Here is an 18,553-nt window from a genome sequence, read left to right as displayed (position 1 = left end):
CGCCGCTAACTTACCGCGATCGGCGGACCGCGGCGTGACGGCGGTTCAAGCGTGGATGGATTCGAGAAACAGTGCGCACAGCCGCTGCATGCCGGCGCGGTCGTCCTCGTCGAAACGCGCCGGAATCGGGCTGTCGACGTCCCAGACGCCGATCAGCGCATCGCCGCGGTACAACGGCACGACGATCTCCGACCGCGACGCCGCGTCGCAGGCAATATGGCCTTCGAACGCGTGCACGTCGGGCACGAGCTGCGTTTGCCGGGTGGCCGCGGCCGTCCCGCAGACACCGCGGCCGAGCGCGATGCGCACGCACGCCGGCTTGCCCTGGAACGGGCCGACGACGAGCTCGGTGCCGTCGTAGAAGTAGAAGCCGCACCAGTTGAGGTCCGGCAGCGCGTGATACACGAGCGCTGAAAAATTCGCAGCGTTCGCGACACGGTCGCGCTCGTCGTGCAACAGTCCGCGCACCTGTCCGGCGAGCGCGTCGTACAGCTGCGCCTTCGAACCCGCTTCGATCGGTGCCGCGTCGAACATCGTTATTCCCCAAGTCAGACCGCTAGTGTGCCACACGGCAACGTTTGCTCGCTCGGTGCGGAATCAAGTGCCCGCGCGACGCGCTGCGGCATAATCCGCGCGCCTTTCCTTGCGCGACCGCGATGTCCACCGCCAATCCGACCGCCCGCGGCTGTTTCGTGACCGGTACCGACACCGGTATCGGCAAAACCTGGGCCAGCGTCGCCCTCCTGACCGCGCTGAACGCGCGCGGCGCCCGCGCCGTCGGCATGAAGCCGGTCGCGAGCGGCTGCGAACCCGATGCGCACGGCCGCCTCGTCAACGACGACGCGCTGGCGCTGCAGGCGGCCAGCCTGCCGCGGCCGGACTACGCGACGTGCAACCCGTTCGCGCTGCGCGAAGCGATCGCGCCGCATCTGGCCGCGCGGCGCAGCGGCATCGCGCTCGAACTCGCGCCGATACGCGCCGCGTACGACACGCTCGCGGCGAACGCCACGCACGTCGTCGTCGAAGGCGCCGGCGGCTGGCACGTGCCGTTGTCCGATACGCTGATGATGTCGGCGCTGCCGCGCGCGCTCGCGCTGCCCGCTCCCGCCCTGCCCGTGGTGCTCGTCGTCGGCGTGCGCCTGGGCTGCATCAACCATGCGAGCCTTTCGGCGCGCGCGATCGTCGGCGACGGTTTCGTGCTGGCGGGATGGATCGCGAACCGCATCGATCCCGACATGCCGTGCGCCGACGAGAACATCGCCACCCTGCGCGCGATGCTCGACGCGCCGTGTCTCGGGATTCTGCCCTACGGCGACGCCGGCGCCGCGGCGCATGCGATCGATTGCGGGGCGCTGTTGCCGTAGCTGTCGGTTCGGGCGGCCCGTGCGGGCAAACCCACGCAACACGTCGCGCTCGCCGGCCGGCCCAGGCGTCGGGGAATCAAACGCTTACGCTTCGAACGCCGTGCCGGCGCACAATGCGGACCGGCGTCGAACGCGGCAAACCCGCGCCGCACATGATGCGCCTAACGGTGCACTTATGACGGTTGTCACACGAAAAAGTCGCGCCGGCCCGGTAACGTTCGCATCTGCGCCGAACCGTTGCGCGGGTGCGCCGAGCCCCTCCTGCACTTCCGGCAGGTTCACGAGTTTAGATTTACCGTTATTTTTCTACGGTACGCAGTTCTTTGAAGAGCCGGCGCGTCGAGACGACGCCGCCGCCAGTCATCACGACCGAAGTTTGTCGGAGCCTTGTATGCAGCGCCGTCTGGTATCCCCTTCCCTGTTGTCCGCCGCCGTGCTCGCGGCCTGCCTCGGCATTGCCGGTACCGGCCGCACGCAAGGCCCTCCCGGCGGCGAGATGCCACCGACCGCCGTAGAAGCGGCGAAACCGAAGATCGAATCGCTCTCGGAAACCCTGAGCGCCGTCGGCACGCTGCGCGCCGACGAGGCGGTGACGGTGCGCCCCGAAGTCGCCGGCCGCATCGAAGCGGTGCTGTTCGACGAAGGCCAGAAGATCGCCAAGGGCGCGCCGCTGTTCCGGCTCGACCCGAGCCTCGCGCGGGCCGACGTCGCCGAGGCTCAGGCGAACGCGTCCAACAGCGATCGCGAACTCAAGCGCGCGACCGAACTCGCCGGCAAGAAGCTGATCGCGCCGGCCGACGTCGACACGAAGCGCGCGCAGGCGAAAGTCGACGAAGCCAAGCTCGCCTCCACGCGCACGCGCCTGGAAAAAACCGAGCTGCGCGCGCCGTTCGCCGGCACCGTCGGCCTGCGCAAGGTCAGCCCCGGCGAATACGTCAACGCCGGCGACGCGCTGGTCGATCTCGTCGCGCGCGACACGCTGAAGTTCGATTTCAGCCTGCCCGAGGTGTATCTGGGCCGCTTCCAGCCCGGGCAGAAGATCACGCTCGGCGTCGACGCGCTCGGCGCGCGCAAGTTCGACGGCGAGGTGTACGCCGTCGCGCCGCAGGTCGATCTGACCACGCGCTCGGTCACGCTGCGCGCGCGCGTGCCGAATCCCGACGGTGTGCTGCATCCGGGCCAGTTCGCGCGCGTCGCGCTCGAAGTGGGCTCGAAGGCGAATGCGCTGCTCGTGCCCGAACAGGCGCTGTGGCCGCAGGGCGACAAGCAATTCGTGTACATCATCAAAGATGGAAAAGCAGAACTCGTGCAAATCACGACCGGTCTGCGCAAGCCCGGCCTAGTCGAAGTGACGAGCGGCATCACCGCGAACGACCTCGTCATCAGCGCCGGCCAGATGAAGATCGGGCCCGGCATGAAGGTGCAGCCGGTCGACGGCAAGCCGCCGGGCGAGGCGCCGTCGGGCGCCGCGCCGGCCGCGAAGTAACGGAGCCCATATGATCCTTTCCGACGTATCGATCCGCCGTCCCGTATTCGCGACGGTGGTCAATCTCGTGATCCTGCTCGTCGGCTTCATCTGCTACGAGCGGCTCGCCGTGCGCCTGATCCCGAAGGTCGACGTGCCGATCGTCAACGTGTCGACGTCGTATCCCGGCGCGAGCGCGCAGGTCATCGAATCGCAGATCACGACGCCGATCGAAGAACAGCTCTCGGGCATCGAAGGCATCGACTACATCCAGTCGGTGTCGCGCGAGGAGTCGTCGCAGATCACGGTGCGCTTTCGCATCGACCGCGACGCCGACTCGGCCGCGGCCGACGTGCGCGACCGCGTCGCGCTGTCGCGCGACGTGCTGCCGCAGGAAGCGCGCGAGCCCGTCGTGCAGAAGCAGGAGGCCGACGCGCAGCCGATCATCTATCTCGCGTTCTCGTCCGACCGCCACTCGCTGCTGGAAATCGCCGACCTCGCCAAGCGCCTCGTCAAGGATCGCGTGCAGAACATCGCCGGCGTCGCGCAGGCGCAGATCTACGGCAACCGCTACGCGATGCGCATCTGGCTCGATCCGGCGCGTCTGGCGTCGTACCAGATGACCCCGGCCGACGTCGAAGACGCGCTGCGCCGGCAGAACCTCGAAGTGCCGGCCGGCCGCATCGAAAGCACGCAGCGCGAATTCACGGTGTTGTCCGAAACCGACCTCAAGACGCCCGAGGAATTCGGCGCGATCGTGCTGCGCACCGGCGCCGACGGCTACGCCGTGCGCGTGCGCGACGTCGCGCGCGTCGAACTCGGCGGCGACCAGGCGCGCTTCATCGCGCGCTACAACGGCCGTACCGCGGTGCCGCTGGGCGTCGTCAAACAGGCGACGGCCAATCCGCTGCAGATCGCCGAGAGCCTGAAGACGCTGCTGCCGGAAATCACGCGCACGCTGCCGCAGGGCATGAAAGTGGAAATCGCCTACGATTCCACGATTTTCATCGACCGCTCGATCAGCGAGGTCTACAAGACGATCGGCGAGGCGATCCTGCTCGTCGTCATCGTGATCTTCCTGTTCCTGCGCTCGGGCCGCGCCGCGCTGATTCCGATCGTGACGATTCCGGTGTCGCTCGTCGGCGCGTTCGCGCTGATGTACCTGTTCGGCTTCTCGATCAACACGCTGACGCTGCTCGCGCTCGTGCTCGCGATCGGTCTCGTCGTCGACGACGCGATCGTGATGCTCGAGAACATCTACCGGCACGTCGAGGAAGGCATGCCGCCGATGCAGGCGGCGCTCAAGGGCTCGCGCGAGATCGGATTCGCGATCATCGCGATGACGCTGACGCTCGCCGCCGTGTACGTGCCGCTCGCGTTCTCGACCGGCCGCACCGGGCGATTGTTCATCGAATTCGCGCTGACGCTCGCCGGCGCCGTGATCGTGTCGGGCTTCACCGCGCTGACGCTCTCGCCGATGATGTGCTCGCGCCTGCTCAAGCACTCCGAAAAGCACGGCAAGGCGTACGAGCTCGGCGAGAAGGTGTTGAACGGCATCCAGCGCGGCTACGAAGGCGGCCTGCGCTGGGGCATGCGCCAGCGCGCGATCGTGCTCGGCTTCGCAGGCCTCGTGATGGTCGGCCTCGTCGCGCTGTTCTGGTTCCGCGCGCTGCCGAACGAACTGGCGCCGCAGGAAGACCAGGGCATGATCATCGGCTTCGGCATGGCGCCCGAAGGCGCGACGCCCGAGTACACCGACAGCTACGCCAAGCAGATGGAATCGATGTTCTCGCAGCTGCCGGGCGTGGACCGCTACTTCCAGATCGTGGGCTTTCCGACCGTCACGCAGACGATCGGCTTCGTGGGCCTGAAGGACTGGTCCGAGCGCGATACGCCGGTCAGCGCGCTGCAGGGCATGCTGTTTCCGCAGTTCATGGGCATACCGGGCGTGCTGGCGTTCCCGGTGCTGCCGCCCGCGCTCGGGCAGGACGATTTCGGCCAGCCCGTGTCGTTCGTCGTGCAGACCACCGGCACGTGGGAAGACCTCGACCGCATCACCAACGGCCTGCTCGCGAAAATCCGCGAAAACCCGCAGCTGACGAATCCGGACACCGACCTCAAGCTCAACAAGCCGCAGCTGAAGATCGACATGGACCGCGACAAGATCGCCGCGGTCGGCGCCGACGTGAACGACGTCGGCCGCACGCTCGAAAGCCTGCTCGGCGGCCGTCAGGTGACGCGCTTCAAGCGCGGTTCGGAGCAGTACGACGTGCTCGTGCAGGTGGCCAACGAAGGCCGTCAGGTGCCCGAGCAGCTCTCGGCGATCTACGTGCGCGGCGGCGACGGACAGATGGTGCAGATGGCCAATCTCGTGACCGCGAAAGAAGCCGTGGCGGCGAAGGAGCTCAACCACTTCAACCGTCTGCGTTCGGCGACGATCAGCGCCGGCATCGCGCCCGGCTACAGCATGGGCGAGGCGCTGGAATATCTCGCCGGCGCGGTGAAGGAAGTGGCCAGCGACGCGCAGTACGACTTCTCCGGCCAGTCGCGCGAGTTCCGCGAATCGTCGTCGTCGACGTGGATGCTGTTCGGTCTCGCGCTGGTATTCATCTTTCTCGTGCTCGCCGCGCAGTTCGAAAGCTGGATCGATCCCTTGATCATCCTCCTGTCGGTGCCGCTCGCGATGTTCGGCGCGATCGGCGCGCTGTGGCTGTTGTCGCTCGGCGCGGGCGCCGGTCTGTGGCATGCCACCGGATCGATGAACATCTATACCCAGATCGGCCTGATCACGCTCGTGGGCCTCATCGCCAAGCACGGCATCATGATCGTGGAGTTCGCCAATCAGCTGCAGGCGCAGGGCCGCACGAAGGTACAGGCCGCGTTCGAAGCGGCGCGTCTGCGCCTGCGTCCGATCCTGATGACGACCGGCGCGATGGTGCTCGGCGCGCTGCCGCTGGCGCTCGCGAGCGGCGCGGGTTCGGAATCGCGCCACCAGATCGGCTGGGTCATCGTCGGCGGCATGAGCTTCGGCACGCTGCTGACGCTGTTCGTGGTACCGGTGGTGTACACGCTGCTGGCGCGCAAGCACCAGGCGATCGAAAGCGAGCACGGCGCCGGCATCGGCGGCCCCGCGCACGCGTAAGGAATATCGAAGTCCGCCGCGCCGCCTGTCGTGAGACACGCGCGCGGCGGCATTCCTCCGGCGTTACACTCGGGTCGAGTCCAACGACGCAGGAGCGCGGCATGTCCACGACGCAGCGGTATTACCTCAGCATCGACGATCTTTCCAAGGCGCGCGGCGAATACGCGCAGCTGTCGTTCGAAGGCATCAGCCCGGACAGCTTCGCCGCGGCGCTGCAGGCCGCGCTGCGCACGCCCGCACTGTGGGAGCGCTGGAAGGCGCTGCAGCCCGATCCCGACGCGGTCGACGATGCGATGGGCGCGAGCGATGCGGGCGCGACGGTAAAGGCCGAGCAATCCGACCTGCATACCGAAATCGAAGTCGTGACGAACCTGCCGCATTCGATCCTGAAGCACCGGTTGAACCTGCTGGCCGGCCGGACCTGGAAGCTGCACGACGTGAAGTAGCGCGCGTAACGACAATGCGTACGTTCGACGAACTCCTGAACTGGCAGGTGCAGGCGGCACGCATCGACAAGTCGTCGGCGCCCGCGCTCGCCGTCTGCGTCGAACTCGCCGCCGAGGCGCGCTACGCCGAATTCGCGTTGCTGCTGCGCGCATGGATCGCGCTGCGACCGCACCAGAAAGCGCAGCTGGTCGAACAGGTGCCTCGCATCGTGCTCGGCGACGGCGCCGATCCGCCGCACGTCGATACTTTTATAGAAAGCCAATCGGCGCTCGTCGAACGCGTACGCGCCGATTGTCTCGAACCGCACCTTCTGCCGGCCGCCGCGACCGCGCTGCGCGAACGGTTCGAATCGGCCGTGCCCTAGCGGCAATCCCCGCACAAACCGGGACTTCTGTCCTACGCTCGCGCCCGCCCGATGACCTAGCATCGGGTCTTTCCGTCTGGGGAGACACCCATGCTGCGCCATCCGCTCGCCCTTGCCCTGGGGCTGATACTCGCCTTGCCCGCGTTCGCCGCCGACAAGAAGGACGACAAGAAAGACGCCAAGTGGGACGTCAACGCGCCGCACGGGGCGACCAAGTCGGTGAAGTTCTCGACCGACGAGGGCACCTGGATGGATCTGGACGTCAGCCCCGACGGCAAGACCATCGTGTTCTCGCTGCTCGGCGATCTGTACGCGCTGCCGATCGACGGCGGCACGGCCAAGCGCATCACCTCGGGCCCCGCGTGGGACGTGCAGCCGCGCTACTCGCCGGACGGCCGCGAGATCGCGTTCACGTCCGATCGCGGCGGCGGCAACAATCTGTGGCGCGCGAAGGCCGACGGTTCGGGCGCGTCGCAGGTGTCGAAGGAAGACTTCCGCCTGCTCAACAATCCGGTGTGGACGCCCGACGGCCAATACCTCGTCGGCCGCAAGCACTTCACGTCCGAGCGCTCGCTCGGCGCCGGCGAGCTGTGGCTGTACCACAAGTCCGGCGGCGCCGGCCTGCAGATCGTCAAGAAGAAGAACGACCAGCAGGACCTGGGCGAACCGGCGGTGAGCCCCGACGGCCGCTACGTGTACTACTCCGAAGACGTCAGCCGGGGACCGAGCTTCCAGTACAACAAGAATCCGCACGACACGATCTATGCGATCAAGCGGCTCGACCGCGAGACCGGCGAAGTCGAAGACATCGTCTCGACGCCGGGCGGCGCGGTGCGTCCGCAGCCGTCGCCCGACGGCAAGTCGCTCGCGTTCGTCAAGCGCGTCGGCGACAAGAGCGTGCTGCACGTCGTCGATCTCGAATCGAACAACGTGCGTCCGCTGTGGGACGGCCTGTCGCACGACATGCAGGAAGCCTGGGCGATCTTCGGGCCTTACGCGAACTACGCGTGGACGCCCGATTCGAAGAGCCTCGTCATCTGGGCCAAGGGCAAGCTGTGGCGCGTCGACGCATCGTCGGGCAAACCCGCGCCGATCGCGTTCCGCGCCGATGTCGAGCAGACGGTCGCGGCGCCGCTGCGCTTCGAACAGAAGTTCGACGGCGACCGCTTCGAGCCGAAGATGATCCGCGACGTGGCGACGAGCCCGGACGGCAAGACGATGGTGTTCCACGCGGTCGGTTCGCTGTGGACGAAATCGCTGCCGAACGGCGCGCCGCAGCGCCTCACCGCGTCGAACGGCGTGTTCGAATACCAGCCGACGTTCAGCGCCGACGGACGCAAGCTCGTCTACACGACGTGGAGCGACGAGAAACAGGGCGCGATCGTCGAGCGCACGCTGGCCGGCGGCGCCGAGCGCACACTGACCGCCGCGCCGGGCTTCTACTACAGCCCGCGCTATTCGCGCGACGGCGCGTGGATCACCTGGTCGAAGCAGGCCGGCACGTCGCTGACCGGTTCGCTCAACGCCGGCGAAGGCGGCGTGTACGTGATGTCCGTTTCCGGCGGCACGCCCAAGCGCGTCTCGCACGACGGCGTCGAACCGCAGTTCACGGCCGACGGCAAGCGCGTGCTGTTCCTGACCGGCGGCGGCCTGAAGAAAAAGCTGCAGAGCGTCGGCCTCGCCGGCGAAGAGCCGCGCGACGTGTTCGATCTGAAATACGTGGACTTCGTCACCGTGAGTCCGGACGGCCGCTGGGTCGCGTTCACCGAACTCTTCAACGCGTACGTCGCGCCGATGCCGCAGACCGGCGGCACGGTCGAACTCTCCAAGGACACGACCGCGATTCCGGTCAGCAAGATCTCGGCCGACGTCGGCTCGTACCTGCACTGGGGCAACGACAGCGCGTCGCTGCACTGGATGGTCGGCAACCAGTACTACTCGCGCGATCTGAAAGACGCCTTCGCGTTCGTGCCGGGCGCGCCGGCGACGCTGCCGAAGCCCGATACGCTCAAGGGCATTCCGGTGGGCCTCACGGTTGCGAGCGACAAGCCGGGCGACGTCGTCGCGTTCACGCACGCGCGCCTCGTCACGATGAACGGCGACGAGGTGATCGAGGACGGCACGCTCGTCGTCGAGGGCGAGCGCATCAAGGCGATCGGCAAGAACGTGGCGGTGCCGTCGAACGCGCGCGTGATCGACGCGTCGGGCAAGACCATCGTGCCGGGCTACGTCGACGCGCACGCGCATGCCAACCACTTCAACAGCGGCGTGGTGCCGCAGCAGAACTGGGCGTACTACACGAACCTCGCGTTCGGCATCACGACGATGCACGACCCGTCGGCGACGACCGAAACCGTGTTCTCGCAGGCCGAACTCGTCAAGGCCGGCACGCTCGTCGGCCCGCGCGTGCTGTCGACCGGCACGATCCTGTACGGCGCGGACGGCGATTTCAAAGCCGTGGTCAATTCGCTCGACGACGCGCGCGCGCATCTGCGCCGCATGAAGGCGAACGGCGCGTTCAGCGTGAAGAGCTACAACCAGCCGCGCCGCGAGCAGCACCAGCAGATCAACCAGGCCGCGCGCGAGCTCGGCATGCTGGTGGTCGAGGAAGGCGGCTCGACGTTCAATCACAACATCCCGATGATTCTCGACGGCGCCACGAGCATCGAGCACAACATCCCCGTCGCGCCGCTGTACGGCGACGTGATGAAGCTGTGGAAGGAAACCGACGTGCGCAACACGCCGACGCTCGTCGTGAGCTACGGCGGCCTTTCCGGCGAATACTGGTGGTACGCGCGCGACAACGTCTGGGAAGACAAGAAGCTCAACCGCTTCTTCCCGAAGGAGACGCTCGCGGCGCGTTCGATCCGCCGCGAAACCGCGCCGGACTGGGACTACTGGCACGTGGAGGTTTCGAAGAGCGTCAAGGCGCTGCGCGATCAGGGCATCGGCATCCAGATCGGCGGCCACGGCCAGCTGCAGGGACTTTCTCCCAATTGGGAAATCTGGATGCTGACGCAGGGCGGCATGTCGAACCACGAAGCGCTGCGCGTGGCGACGCTCGGCGGCGCCGACATGCTCGGTCTGTCGAAGGAAATCGGTTCGCTCACGGCCGGCAAGCGCGCGGACTTCGCGGTGCTCAATTCGAACCCGCTCGAGAACATCCGCGCAACGATCGACACGCGCTACGTCGCGGTCAACGGCCGTCTGTTCGACGTCGACGCGGACATGGCCGAAGTCGGCGGCAAGGCGCGCCCGGCGCCGACGTTCTACTGGCAGCGCCACCGCGACGGCCGCACGTTCGGCATCGAGTACGGCCCGACCGCGCCGTGCCACTGCCCGAAGTCTGGCACCGTGCACGCGCACGAGGACTAAGTCGTATGTCGAGAAACAGGCTTCCTGCCTGTTTCTCGATCGAACGGCGCAAGCAGAGCTTGCGCACCTTCTCCGAACACCGATCGCTTGCGCGATCGGTGTTCGGGCGATCCATCCCTGGATCGCACGGTCTGCCGGTCGCAACGACCGGGCCGGTTTTGTTTCAGCGGATGTCGATCTGCCGCGTGAACGCGCGCAGCAGGTCGACGCCGTCCCACACCGCGCCGAACGCGAGCGCCTGTCCGATCGGCACGATGCGGTCGGCCGCGTGCGGCGGCAGCATCGGCAGCACGGCGAGCCAGTCGCCGCGATCGAAACCGTAGTGCGCGATCGTCTGGTCGCGCGATGCAAGCAGCGCCGCGACGCCGGCGAGATCGGGCCGGTCGAGCTCAAGAAACACGCCGTTGCCGTCGTGAACGGCACGGTCCTGCGCATCGAGATCGTCGACGAGGAGCCGCGTCGGCAGCGCGCCGATCGCGGTCTGCGCCGCCGATGCGCGCCGCGCGTGCGCGAGGCGGAACAGCGTCGTGGCGCGGTCCATCACGTGCGACGCCGGGTTTTCGTGGCCGCGCGCCGCGAGTTCGGCGGCCAGCGCGGGCCAGAACCGTTCGCGCGCCCGGGCGCAGTCGTCGTGCGTGCCGATCCACACGACCGCGCGCGGCGACGAACACGCCTGCTGGTTGAACCAGAACGCGTCGGCGTAGAACGCCCGCGCCAGCGCGGCCAGACCGTCGGCGTCGAGACCGAGCACCGCGCCGGCCGCAAGCGCCGCGAGCGAGAAACGATTGGCGAACGCGAGTTCCGACGCGAGCGCCGGCAGCGGCACGGCGCGGATCGCCGCGATCGTCGCATCGCCGCCCCAGATCGTGCGCAGATGGCAGCGCGCACCGATCGCCTGCGTCACGGCCACATCGTGGTCGTAGCTCACGACGAGGTTGCCGGCCGCGATCGCGCGGTGGTCGTCGCGCGCGAGCAGCGTACCGGTCGTTTCGAAGAACGCCGACATCTGCGGCGTGCGCCGCCGCGAGACGCGCGCGACGTTCGCGTTGCCGCACAAGAGCGACAGCAGCCACGAATAGATGAACACCGAGTCGACGTTCGACGGCGCGATATGGAAAACGAGACCGCGGCGCACGAAGGGGCCGCCGGTCAGCGTCGCGCGCAGGTCGGCGAGGCTCGCGGCGCGAAACCAGTGCGCCATCGCCATGAGTTCGGGAAATTCGCGAAAGCGCCGGTCGAGCAGCACGGCCCGCGACAGCTCGGCGACGAACGCGACGCGGCGCTCGTCGAACGGCGCCGCGCCGGGCGCTGCGGCCACGGCGTCGAGCCGCGCATCGAGATCGCGGGCATCCGTTGCGGGAGCGAGCAGATAGTCGATCATGTCGCGCGCACGTCGCTGCAGCCGCGCAGTTCCGCGGCGGGAATGCGGCCGTGAATGTGGAAATAAGTACCTTTGCGGCCGCAGGCGCAGTCGTCGCGGCCGCGGATCGTGCCGAGATCTTCGGTCAGGATCGCATGGCCCGGATAGCTGCGCGGCAGCGCGCTCAGCACCTCGACCGCGCCCGAATCCGCCGGCGCGAGCGTCGCGGTGTCGCGCATCACGACGTCGGCGAACGCCGGCGCGTGCAGATAACCCGCCTCGCATTCCATGTAGATCGAGCCGACCTGCTCGACCATGCCGTAGTAGTTGGCGACGCGCACGAGGCCGAAGCGCTCGGCGAGACGCCGCTTGAACGTCGCGTTGTCGACGCGCTCGTCGGCGAGCTTCTTCCAGCCGCCGCCGTGCACGAGCACGCTGCGCGGACCGACGTCGAGGCGGCGTCCGGCGCTTTCGGCGGCTTCGAGAAAATGCCGCCACACGACCCAGGTGAACCCGAACAGCAGAATCGGTGCGTCGCGATGCGTGTCGACGAAGCGCTCGATCGCGTCCCAGCGCGGCTGCATCGCCTCGTCGAGCGCGTATTCGTGGTGCCGCCCGAAGTTCGAGAAGCCGAGCACGCCGGCCGTGCGCGCGCTGAACGCGCCGCCGCGGATCGTCTGCGCGCTGTCGACGATCAGCATCGGCAGCCGTTGCCGGCCGATGAAATCCTGCACGATCGCCGCGAGCGCGCGCACCTGCAGCGCCGACGTTTCGGCGTCGAGAAAGATGCGCGACACCTGCCGTCCGCTCGTGCCGCTCGACGTGAGCTGCCGCACGACCGCGTCGTCCGGCACGCTGCGCAGCGCCAGATGCTTGAACAGCCGCACCGGCAGATACGGCACGTCGGCCAGACGCGCCGCCTGCGTCGCGCCGCCGTAGACGCCGCGCAACATCGCATCGTAGCCGGCGCAGCGTTCGCGATGCCAGGCGGTCAGCGCGTTGAGATCGGCGAGGAGGCGCGCCTCGCGTTCGGCCTGCGGTACCGAATACGGATCGGCGAGCGTCACGGCGGGCGGCGCGTCGGTCATCGCGGCAGCGCCGAATAGTCTATCTTGCCGGTCGAACCGCGCGGAATTTCTTCAACGACGCGGATGCCGAACGTCGAATGATGCAGGCGGTACGCGTCGGTCAGAAACGCCTTGGCCGCGTCGGCGTCGCCGCCGAGATAGATCCGCAGGCGATCGTCTTCGCCGGCGACGGCGACCGGCCGGTCGAGCCGCTCCTCGAGCGCGCGCTCGATGTCGTCGAGATTGACGCGGTTGCCGTGGATCTTGACGTAGCGGCGCAGGCGTCCGCGCAGAAAGTAACAGCCGTCGGCGTCGACCTCGGCGAGATCGCCGGTGTGGAGGCGACCGCCGGTCTCGTCGCCGCGCGCGAGATCGGCGCGATCGAACGCGTAGCCGAGCATGACGTTCGGCCCTTCGTAGACGAGTTCGCCGTCGGGCGACAGCGACAACCGCCCGCCCGGTATCGCGATGCCGATCGATCCGGCCTTGGCCGCGAGCAACGCCGGCGGCACGTAGCTGATGCGCGGCGCCGCTTCGGTCTGTCCGTACATCACGAAGAAACGCCACCCGCGGCGCTGCGCGACCTCGCGGAAATAGTCGACGAGCTTCGGCGCGAGCCGGCCGCCGGCCTGCGTCAGCGTACGCAGCGTATCGAGATTCAGCCGATCGGGATTGAGCCTGTGCAGAATTTCATACGTATACGGCACGCCGGCGAGCGACGTCGCGCCGTGCAGCGCGAAGCGGTTCCAGAATTCGCGCGCGAGCAGGCTGTCGTCGGACAGCACCAGCGACGCGCCGGCCGACAGGTGGCTGTTGAGCACCGACAGCCCGTACGCGTAGTTGAACGGCAGCGTCGTGATCGCGCGTTCGTCGGCGCCGAGCGCGAGATATTCGACGATCGCCCGTGCGTTCGCGTCGAGATTGCGATACGACAGCCGCACCATCTTCGGGCTGCCGGTCGTGCCCGACGTCGACAGCAGCACGGCGAGATCGTCGTGGATCTCGCCGGCGCCCGCGCCATCGTCGCGGCGCAGCGTCGACCAGCCGCCGTCGGCCCCGGCGAGCCGATAGCCCGGCAACGGGTCGCGCGCGGACGGCTGTACGATCCAGTCGGGGCGATACGCATCGAAGAGCGCCGCAAGCTGGCCGGGCGCGACCTGCGCGTTGAGAAGCATCGCCGCGTCGCCGGCGCGCAGCGCGCCGAGGTACGCGGCGATCGGTTCCGGCGCGTTCGCGCACAGCACGACGCCGAGGCGCTTGCGCGCGCGCGTGCCGAGCGTCGCGACGAAGGCGTCGGCGAGCGATGCGAGCCGGCGGTAGTCCACCACCCGCGCCGACGCCGCGTCGACGCCGAGCGCGAGCGCCGGCGCATCGCTCGCGGGCAGCGCCCAGAACGTCATACGAGCATGCCGCCGTCGACGCCGAGCACCTGGCCGGTCACGTATTCGGACGCGTCGGACGCCAGATACAGCGTCGCGCGCGCGACATCGTCGGGCGTGCCGATGCGGCCCATGCGCACGCCGCCGAGGCGTTCGGCGAACTTGTCCGGCGCGAGCTGGCGCACCATGTCGGTTTCGATGAAACCCGGTGCGATCGCGTTGACGCGGATGCCCTGCGGGGCGAGTTCCTTCGCCGCCGACAGCGTCGCGCCGATCACCGCGGCCTTGGACGCGCCGTACACCGTCTGCCCGGCATTGCCGGTGCGGCCGATGATCGACGCGATGTTGACGATCGATCCGGCCTTGCGGCGCGCCATCAGGCGCGCGGCGTACTGCATGTGGTAGATCGCGGCGTAGACGTTGATCGAGAACGTCTCGTGGATCTGCGCCGCGGAGACCATGCCGAGCAGCGCGTCCTGCATGACGCCGGCGTTGTTCACGAGCACGTCGAGCCGGCCGGTTTCCTTGTACACCTTGCCGAACGCCTCACCGACCCGTTTCGGATCGGCGATGTCGTAGTCGAGCGCGATCGGCTCGGGAGCGCCCGCGGCGCGGATCTCGTCGACGGTCTGCGCGAGATGATCGACGCTGCGCGCGACGACGACGACCCTCGCGCCTTCGCGCGCGCAGGCCAGCGCGATGCCGCGGCCGATGCCGCGCGACGCGCCGGTGACCCACGCCACCTTGCCGTCGAGCGTCACGTGCCGGCCCCGTACCTCGCGACGATCTCGCGCGCCTTGGCGAAGCTCGACATGTCGATGACGTCGTCGGTGCTAATGAGGATGTCGAAGTCGCGTTCGATCGCCGCGACGAGCGCCATGTGGGCGACCGAATCCCACTGCGGCACCTTGTTGTACGCGAGCGCGTCGGTCACGTCGCCGGCGGGAATTCCGAGACTTTCTGCAAAAGTAGCCTTGAGCTTGTCGATCGACATTTCGTTGTCCGTTCGTGGTACGCCGCGCGGTCGGTCGCGCGTCAGGCGCCCCGCAACGCGTTGACGAGATACTGGCCGCGCGAGGATATCATCCGGCTGTCGGGGGCATCGGCCCGCACGGGCGTGTGGCTGTCGACGATGCAGCCGTCGCCGATGCGCACGCCCGGAAAGATCGTCGCGCGCGTGCCGAGAAAACAGCGCTCGCCGATCGCCGCGTCACCGTTGAGCGCCGCGTACGGCGACAGGATCGAATGCGCGCCGACCCTCGCGCCGTGGCCGACGCTGCAGTGCACGTTGACGAGGGCGCCGTCGCCGATCGTCGCGTTGCGGTTGACGATCGAAAACGGACAGACGACGACGCCGTCGGCGAGCGTCGCGGCGCCGGACACGCGCGTCATGTCGGCGACGAACGCCGGGGTGCGCGCGCCGTTGGCGCGCAGCCGCGCGAGCACCGCGAGGCGTCCGCGCACCGAACCGATCGCGACGACGACGACCTGCCCTGCCGTCGGCCGATAGCCGTCGATCGTGCCGAGGTGCGCGGCGTCCACGCCGCGCGGCAGCGGCGCGCCGGGCGTGTCGTCCAGAAAGCCGGCGACGCGCGGTCCGCCGTGCGCGGCCCGGGCCGTCAGGTAGTCGAAGATTTCCAGCCCGAACCCGCCGGCGCCGGCGATCGCGACCGAGGCGATCGCCTCGTCGGTATGAAATCCCGCGGTCATGCGCGCGCGCTCATTCGCCGAACACCGCCCACGCGCAGTACGGCTGCAGCGGCGAGCGGCGCAGGCGCAGGTTGTTGAGGCCAACGACCTCGTCGAGCGCGATCGTTTCGCCGGGAAACTGGCGGCAGTTGAGTTCGTCGAACACGAGCACCGAGCCGCGGGTCAGGCGCGGCAGGATGTTGCGCAGCACGTCGCGCGTCGGCTCGTACAGGTCCATGTCGAAGATCGCCATCGCGATCACGGCGTGCGGATTGTCCTTGAGCCACCGCGCGCTCGTCTGCGCGGCGTCGCCCTTGATCAGTTCGTATTTGCGCACGTGCGGCATCGGCGAGAACGACTCGTGCAGCGCGAGGATTTCGTCGAGCCGTTCCTCGTAGCCGAGCATCGAGGCGTAGTCGCCCTTCGCCGAGTAGTCGCCGTCCTGCGGCGCCGTCGCGGCGAAGCCTTCGAACGTGTCGAAGCCGTAGATGATGCGGCTCAGGTTGAACGGCTCGTGGATGCTGCGCAGGTTGACGAGCTGAGTCAGCGTCGCGCCCCACTGCACGCCGAACTCGCAGATCACGCCCGGCACGTCGACGATCTTCCGGTACAACTCGTTGTAGTACAGAACGCGCGCCATCGCGCTCGCCTGCGTCGCGACCAGCGCGTGGCGGTGCCAGTTCGTGCCGTACTGCGGCAGCAGTTCTCCGGCGATGTCGCGCAGGCGGCGATGGCGCGTCTGCGCGTCGCCGGTCAGCGTCGTGAACTCGCCGCGGATTTTCTGTACGCCCGGAATCGGCTCGTCGGGGGCCGCGTCCGAAGGCTTCGAAACGTCGCTGCTCATGAATCTTCCTGGTCGATGCGCCCGGCACCGCGGGGATTCCGGGGCGCGCGGCCGGTAACGAAGTCTAGCCGGATACGCGGCCTTTGCGACCGGCGGAACGATGTTCGCGCGCAGCTGCTACGCTGCGCTTTGAACCCGCGGAGGAGATCGTCTTGCCACGCCCGACCCGGCCGCTGGCTCTCGCGACGTTCGGTCTGTGCGCGCTGCTCGCGTCGGCCGCCGGTGCGCAGACCGCGACGCTCGACGCCTGCCGCAGCGCGACGAAGAGCGCGGCGAACGACGCGCTCGCCATCTGCCTCGCCGCGCACGACGCCGCCCTCGCCGCGCGAGATGCGCGCACCGCCGCCGATGCGCTCGTCGAACGCGCCGACGCGAACGTCGCGCTCGCGCGCTACGACGATGCGACCGCCGATCTCGACCGCGCCGGCGCGCTGCTCGCGCCGTTCGCCGACTGGCGCGACGCGCATCGCATCGAACGGCGCCGCGGCATCGTCGCGTATCGGCGCGAACGTCTCGCGGAGGCGGCGCTTTCGTTCGGCAAGGCGCTCGACATGGCGCGCGCGCACGACGACGCGGCGGCGCAGGCGCAGAGCTGGAACGACGTCGGCAACGCGTATCGCCGCGTCGGCGACTACGCCCAGGCGCTCGAAGCGTTCACGACGAGCCTGGCCCTGCGCGAAAAGCTCGGCCAGAGCGCCGAAGCCGCCGCGGTGTTGAACAATCTCGGCAACGTGCAACAGGACCTGGGCGACTACGCGGCCGCCGAGGACTGGCTGCAGCGCGCGCTGGCGGCGTATCGCGCACAGGCGTCGCCGCGACAGGTGGCGCACGTGCTCGAAAGCCTCGCGCTGAACGACCGTCGCCGGCAGCGCGACGACGCGGCGCGCGCGAAGCTTGAAGCGGCCTGGAGCGAATTCGCCGGCCAGCGCGCCGCGCGCGACCAGCTGCGCGTCGCGACGCATCTCGCGCGCCTGGAGGCCGAGCTCGGCCGCAACGACGCGGCGAACGCATGGATCGCGCGAGCGCTCGACATCGGCACGTCGCTCAAGCAATCGCCGACGCTCGCGCTGCTGCTGGCGCAGGCGCGCGCGCAGACCGCCGCCGGCGAAGCGTCGCCCGCGCGGCAGGCGCTGCGCGCGCGGCTTGCGTCCGGCGACGGCGACGCCATCGCCGACCGCGTCGAGGCGTGGCGGTTTCTCGCGCAGGCATCCGAACGCGGCGGCGACGCCGAGCGCGCCGTGGCCGATCTCAAACAGGCACAGGCGGCCACCGTCGAGGAGGCGACGCGCACGCAGAACGAGCGCATCGCGCAGTGGCAGGTGCGGCTCGACGTGGCCGAGAAGGTGAAGGAGATCGCCGCGCTGCGCGAGACGAACCGCGCGCAGGCACGGACCCTCGCGGACGAAGGATCGCGCTGGCGCCTGCGGCTCGGCGCGGCGCTCGCGCTGTTCGCGATCGTCGCCGGCGCGCTCGTCGTGCGCGTGCGGCGCCAGCGCGCGCGGCTCGAAGCGCAGATCGCGCGCTACCGCGATGCGGCCGAGGCGCTGCGCACCGACGCCGCGGCGCCGCCGGACGAGGCGGCCGACGACGCCGCGAACGCGCCCGGCGAGGCGCCGCCGGCCGACACCGTCGCGCCCGCCGATACGTTCCGTCGCGCGCTGGTCGAGCTGATGGTCGCGAGCGTGCACGCGTGGGAGCGCAGCACGCGCACGTCGCCGGTCGAATTCGCCGAAAAGAGCGGCATCTGGCGCGTGCACATCGACGACGGCCGCCTGCGCATGCGCTCGATGGAGCGGTATCTGAGCCTCGCCAAGCTGCCGCGCCAGCCGCGCTGGCGCGAGGTGCTGCGCAGCGCGTATTTCGTGCTGGCCGAATGCCCGCTCGAAGCCGCCGAGCGGACGCGGCTCGAAGCGCTCGTCGCCGGCGTGCGCGAAGCGCTCAAGGCGCGCGCGATGGGCTGAGGCGCCGGGAAAAAGGCGGGACGAATCGCGTTCCGGCCCGGAATCGGCCCGGCGTTTCGCTGGCGAACCGGCGAGGCCGAACCTAGCGTGATCGCA

15 protein-coding genes are annotated in these 18,553 nt (G+C 68.9%); 7 read left to right on the top strand and 8 right to left on the bottom strand.

Going from position 1 to position 18,553, the window contains the following annotated elements; all coding sequences use genetic code 11:
• Positions 1–45: 45 nt before the first annotated feature.
• A complete protein-coding gene (locus OD750_RS11780) occupies positions 46–534 on the bottom strand; it encodes a GAF domain-containing protein (protein WP_263545431.1) in 489 nt (162 codons plus the stop codon).
• Between the two features lie 122 nt (positions 535–656).
• On the opposite strand from OD750_RS11780, the gene bioD reads away from it, so the two are divergent.
• The 6 genes from bioD (at position 657) to OD750_RS11750 (ending at position 10,157) form a co-directional block, all read left to right on the top strand.
• Entirely contained in the window at positions 657–1,364 is a 708-nt protein-coding gene (gene bioD / locus OD750_RS11775) for a dethiobiotin synthase (RefSeq protein WP_263545430.1), read from the top strand.
• Between the two features lie 391 nt (positions 1,365–1,755).
• Positions 1,756–2,850 carry an efflux RND transporter periplasmic adaptor subunit gene (locus tag OD750_RS11770; protein ID WP_263545429.1) on the top strand — a complete coding sequence of 365 codons (1,095 nt, stop codon included), beginning with the start codon at positions 1,756–1,758 and terminating at the stop codon, positions 2,848–2,850.
• A gap of 10 nt (positions 2,851–2,860) precedes the next feature.
• Complete coding sequence (locus OD750_RS11765; protein ID WP_263545428.1) at positions 2,861–5,971, top strand: efflux RND transporter permease subunit; 3,111 nt, start codon at positions 2,861–2,863, stop codon at positions 5,969–5,971.
• A 101-nt stretch (positions 5,972–6,072) separates the two neighbouring features.
• Positions 6,073–6,417, top strand: coding sequence for a hypothetical protein (locus OD750_RS11760; protein ID WP_263545427.1), 345 nt, complete (start codon positions 6,073–6,075; stop codon positions 6,415–6,417).
• A 14-nt stretch (positions 6,418–6,431) separates the two neighbouring features.
• Positions 6,432–6,782, top strand: a complete 351-nt coding sequence (locus tag OD750_RS11755) for a hypothetical protein (RefSeq protein WP_263545426.1) — start codon at positions 6,432–6,434, stop codon at positions 6,780–6,782.
• A gap of 90 nt (positions 6,783–6,872) precedes the next feature.
• Complete coding sequence (locus OD750_RS11750) at positions 6,873–10,157, top strand: amidohydrolase family protein (protein ID WP_263545425.1); 3,285 nt, start codon at positions 6,873–6,875, stop codon at positions 10,155–10,157.
• Positions 10,158–10,320: 163 nt separating this feature from the next.
• On the opposite strand, the gene OD750_RS11745 is transcribed toward OD750_RS11750, so the two are convergent.
• The 7 genes from OD750_RS11745 to OD750_RS11715 are packed head-to-tail and all read right to left on the bottom strand — an operon-like array spanning position 10,321 to position 16,496.
• Positions 10,321–11,538 carry an acyl-CoA reductase gene (locus OD750_RS11745; RefSeq protein ID WP_263545424.1) on the bottom strand — a complete coding sequence of 406 codons (1,218 nt, stop codon included), beginning with the start codon at positions 11,536–11,538 and terminating at the stop codon, positions 10,321–10,323.
• Positions 11,535–12,605 (bottom strand): LuxE/PaaK family acyltransferase, encoded by a 1,071-nt coding sequence (locus OD750_RS11740; RefSeq protein WP_263545423.1) that lies wholly within the window; start codon positions 12,603–12,605, stop codon positions 11,535–11,537. The genes OD750_RS11745 and OD750_RS11740 overlap by 4 nt, the downstream gene beginning before the upstream one ends.
• On the bottom strand, positions 12,602–13,984 hold the full coding sequence (locus tag OD750_RS11735) for an AMP-binding protein (RefSeq protein ID WP_263545422.1): 1,383 nt from the start codon (positions 13,982–13,984) through the stop codon (positions 12,602–12,604). Before OD750_RS11735 ends, OD750_RS11740 begins: the two co-directional genes overlap by 4 nt.
• Entirely contained in the window at positions 13,981–14,724 is a 744-nt protein-coding gene (locus OD750_RS11730) for an SDR family NAD(P)-dependent oxidoreductase (RefSeq protein WP_263545421.1), read from the bottom strand. Before OD750_RS11730 ends, OD750_RS11735 begins: the two co-directional genes overlap by 4 nt.
• A complete protein-coding gene (locus OD750_RS11725) occupies positions 14,721–14,957 on the bottom strand; it encodes an acyl carrier protein (RefSeq protein WP_263545420.1) in 237 nt (78 codons plus the stop codon). The genes OD750_RS11730 and OD750_RS11725 overlap by 4 nt, the downstream gene beginning before the upstream one ends.
• A gap of 41 nt (positions 14,958–14,998) precedes the next feature.
• Positions 14,999–15,673: an acetyltransferase gene (locus OD750_RS11720; protein ID WP_263545419.1), complete on the bottom strand. Its 675-nt coding sequence runs from the start codon at positions 15,671–15,673 to the stop codon at positions 14,999–15,001.
• A gap of 10 nt (positions 15,674–15,683) precedes the next feature.
• Positions 15,684–16,496: a TylF/MycF family methyltransferase gene (locus tag OD750_RS11715; protein ID WP_263545418.1), complete on the bottom strand. Its 813-nt coding sequence runs from the start codon at positions 16,494–16,496 to the stop codon at positions 15,684–15,686.
• 152 nt (positions 16,497–16,648) lie between these two features.
• On the opposite strand from OD750_RS11715, the gene OD750_RS11710 reads away from it, so the two are divergent.
• Entirely contained in the window at positions 16,649–18,457 is a 1,809-nt protein-coding gene (locus OD750_RS11710) for a tetratricopeptide repeat protein (RefSeq protein ID WP_263545417.1), read from the top strand.
• Positions 18,458–18,553: the final 96 nt, after the last annotated feature.

The organism is Tahibacter soli, assembly GCF_025717065.2.
GTDB lineage: Bacteria > Pseudomonadota > Gammaproteobacteria > Xanthomonadales > Rhodanobacteraceae > Tahibacter > Tahibacter soli.
Note: the sequence above shows the minus strand (reverse complement) of the source record. Positions and strands in the feature narration are given on the sequence as shown.

Coding starts and splice junctions, on each gene's coding strand:
- OD750_RS11760 (WP_263545427.1), top strand. CDS start 6,073: ATGTCCACGACGCAGCGGTATTACCTCAGCATCGACGATCTTTCCAAG.
- OD750_RS11780 (WP_263545431.1), bottom strand. CDS start 534: ATGTTCGACGCGGCACCGATCGAAGCGGGTTCGAAGGCGCAGCTGTAC.
- OD750_RS11720 (WP_263545419.1), bottom strand. CDS start 15,673: ATGACCGCGGGATTTCATACCGACGAGGCGATCGCCTCGGTCGCGATC.
- OD750_RS11765 (WP_263545428.1), top strand. CDS start 2,861: ATGATCCTTTCCGACGTATCGATCCGCCGTCCCGTATTCGCGACGGTG.
- OD750_RS11735 (WP_263545422.1), bottom strand. CDS start 13,984: ATGACGTTCTGGGCGCTGCCCGCGAGCGATGCGCCGGCGCTCGCGCTC.
- OD750_RS11725 (WP_263545420.1), bottom strand. CDS start 14,957: ATGTCGATCGACAAGCTCAAGGCTACTTTTGCAGAAAGTCTCGGAATT.
- OD750_RS11770 (WP_263545429.1), top strand. CDS start 1,756: ATGCAGCGCCGTCTGGTATCCCCTTCCCTGTTGTCCGCCGCCGTGCTC.
- OD750_RS11740 (WP_263545423.1), bottom strand. CDS start 12,605: ATGACCGACGCGCCGCCCGCCGTGACGCTCGCCGATCCGTATTCGGTA.
- OD750_RS11715 (WP_263545418.1), bottom strand. CDS start 16,496: ATGAGCAGCGACGTTTCGAAGCCTTCGGACGCGGCCCCCGACGAGCCG.
- OD750_RS11745 (WP_263545424.1), bottom strand. CDS start 11,538: ATGATCGACTATCTGCTCGCTCCCGCAACGGATGCCCGCGATCTCGAT.
- bioD (WP_263545430.1), top strand. CDS start 657: ATGTCCACCGCCAATCCGACCGCCCGCGGCTGTTTCGTGACCGGTACC.
- OD750_RS11750 (WP_263545425.1), top strand. CDS start 6,873: ATGCTGCGCCATCCGCTCGCCCTTGCCCTGGGGCTGATACTCGCCTTG.
- OD750_RS11755 (WP_263545426.1), top strand. CDS start 6,432: ATGCGTACGTTCGACGAACTCCTGAACTGGCAGGTGCAGGCGGCACGC.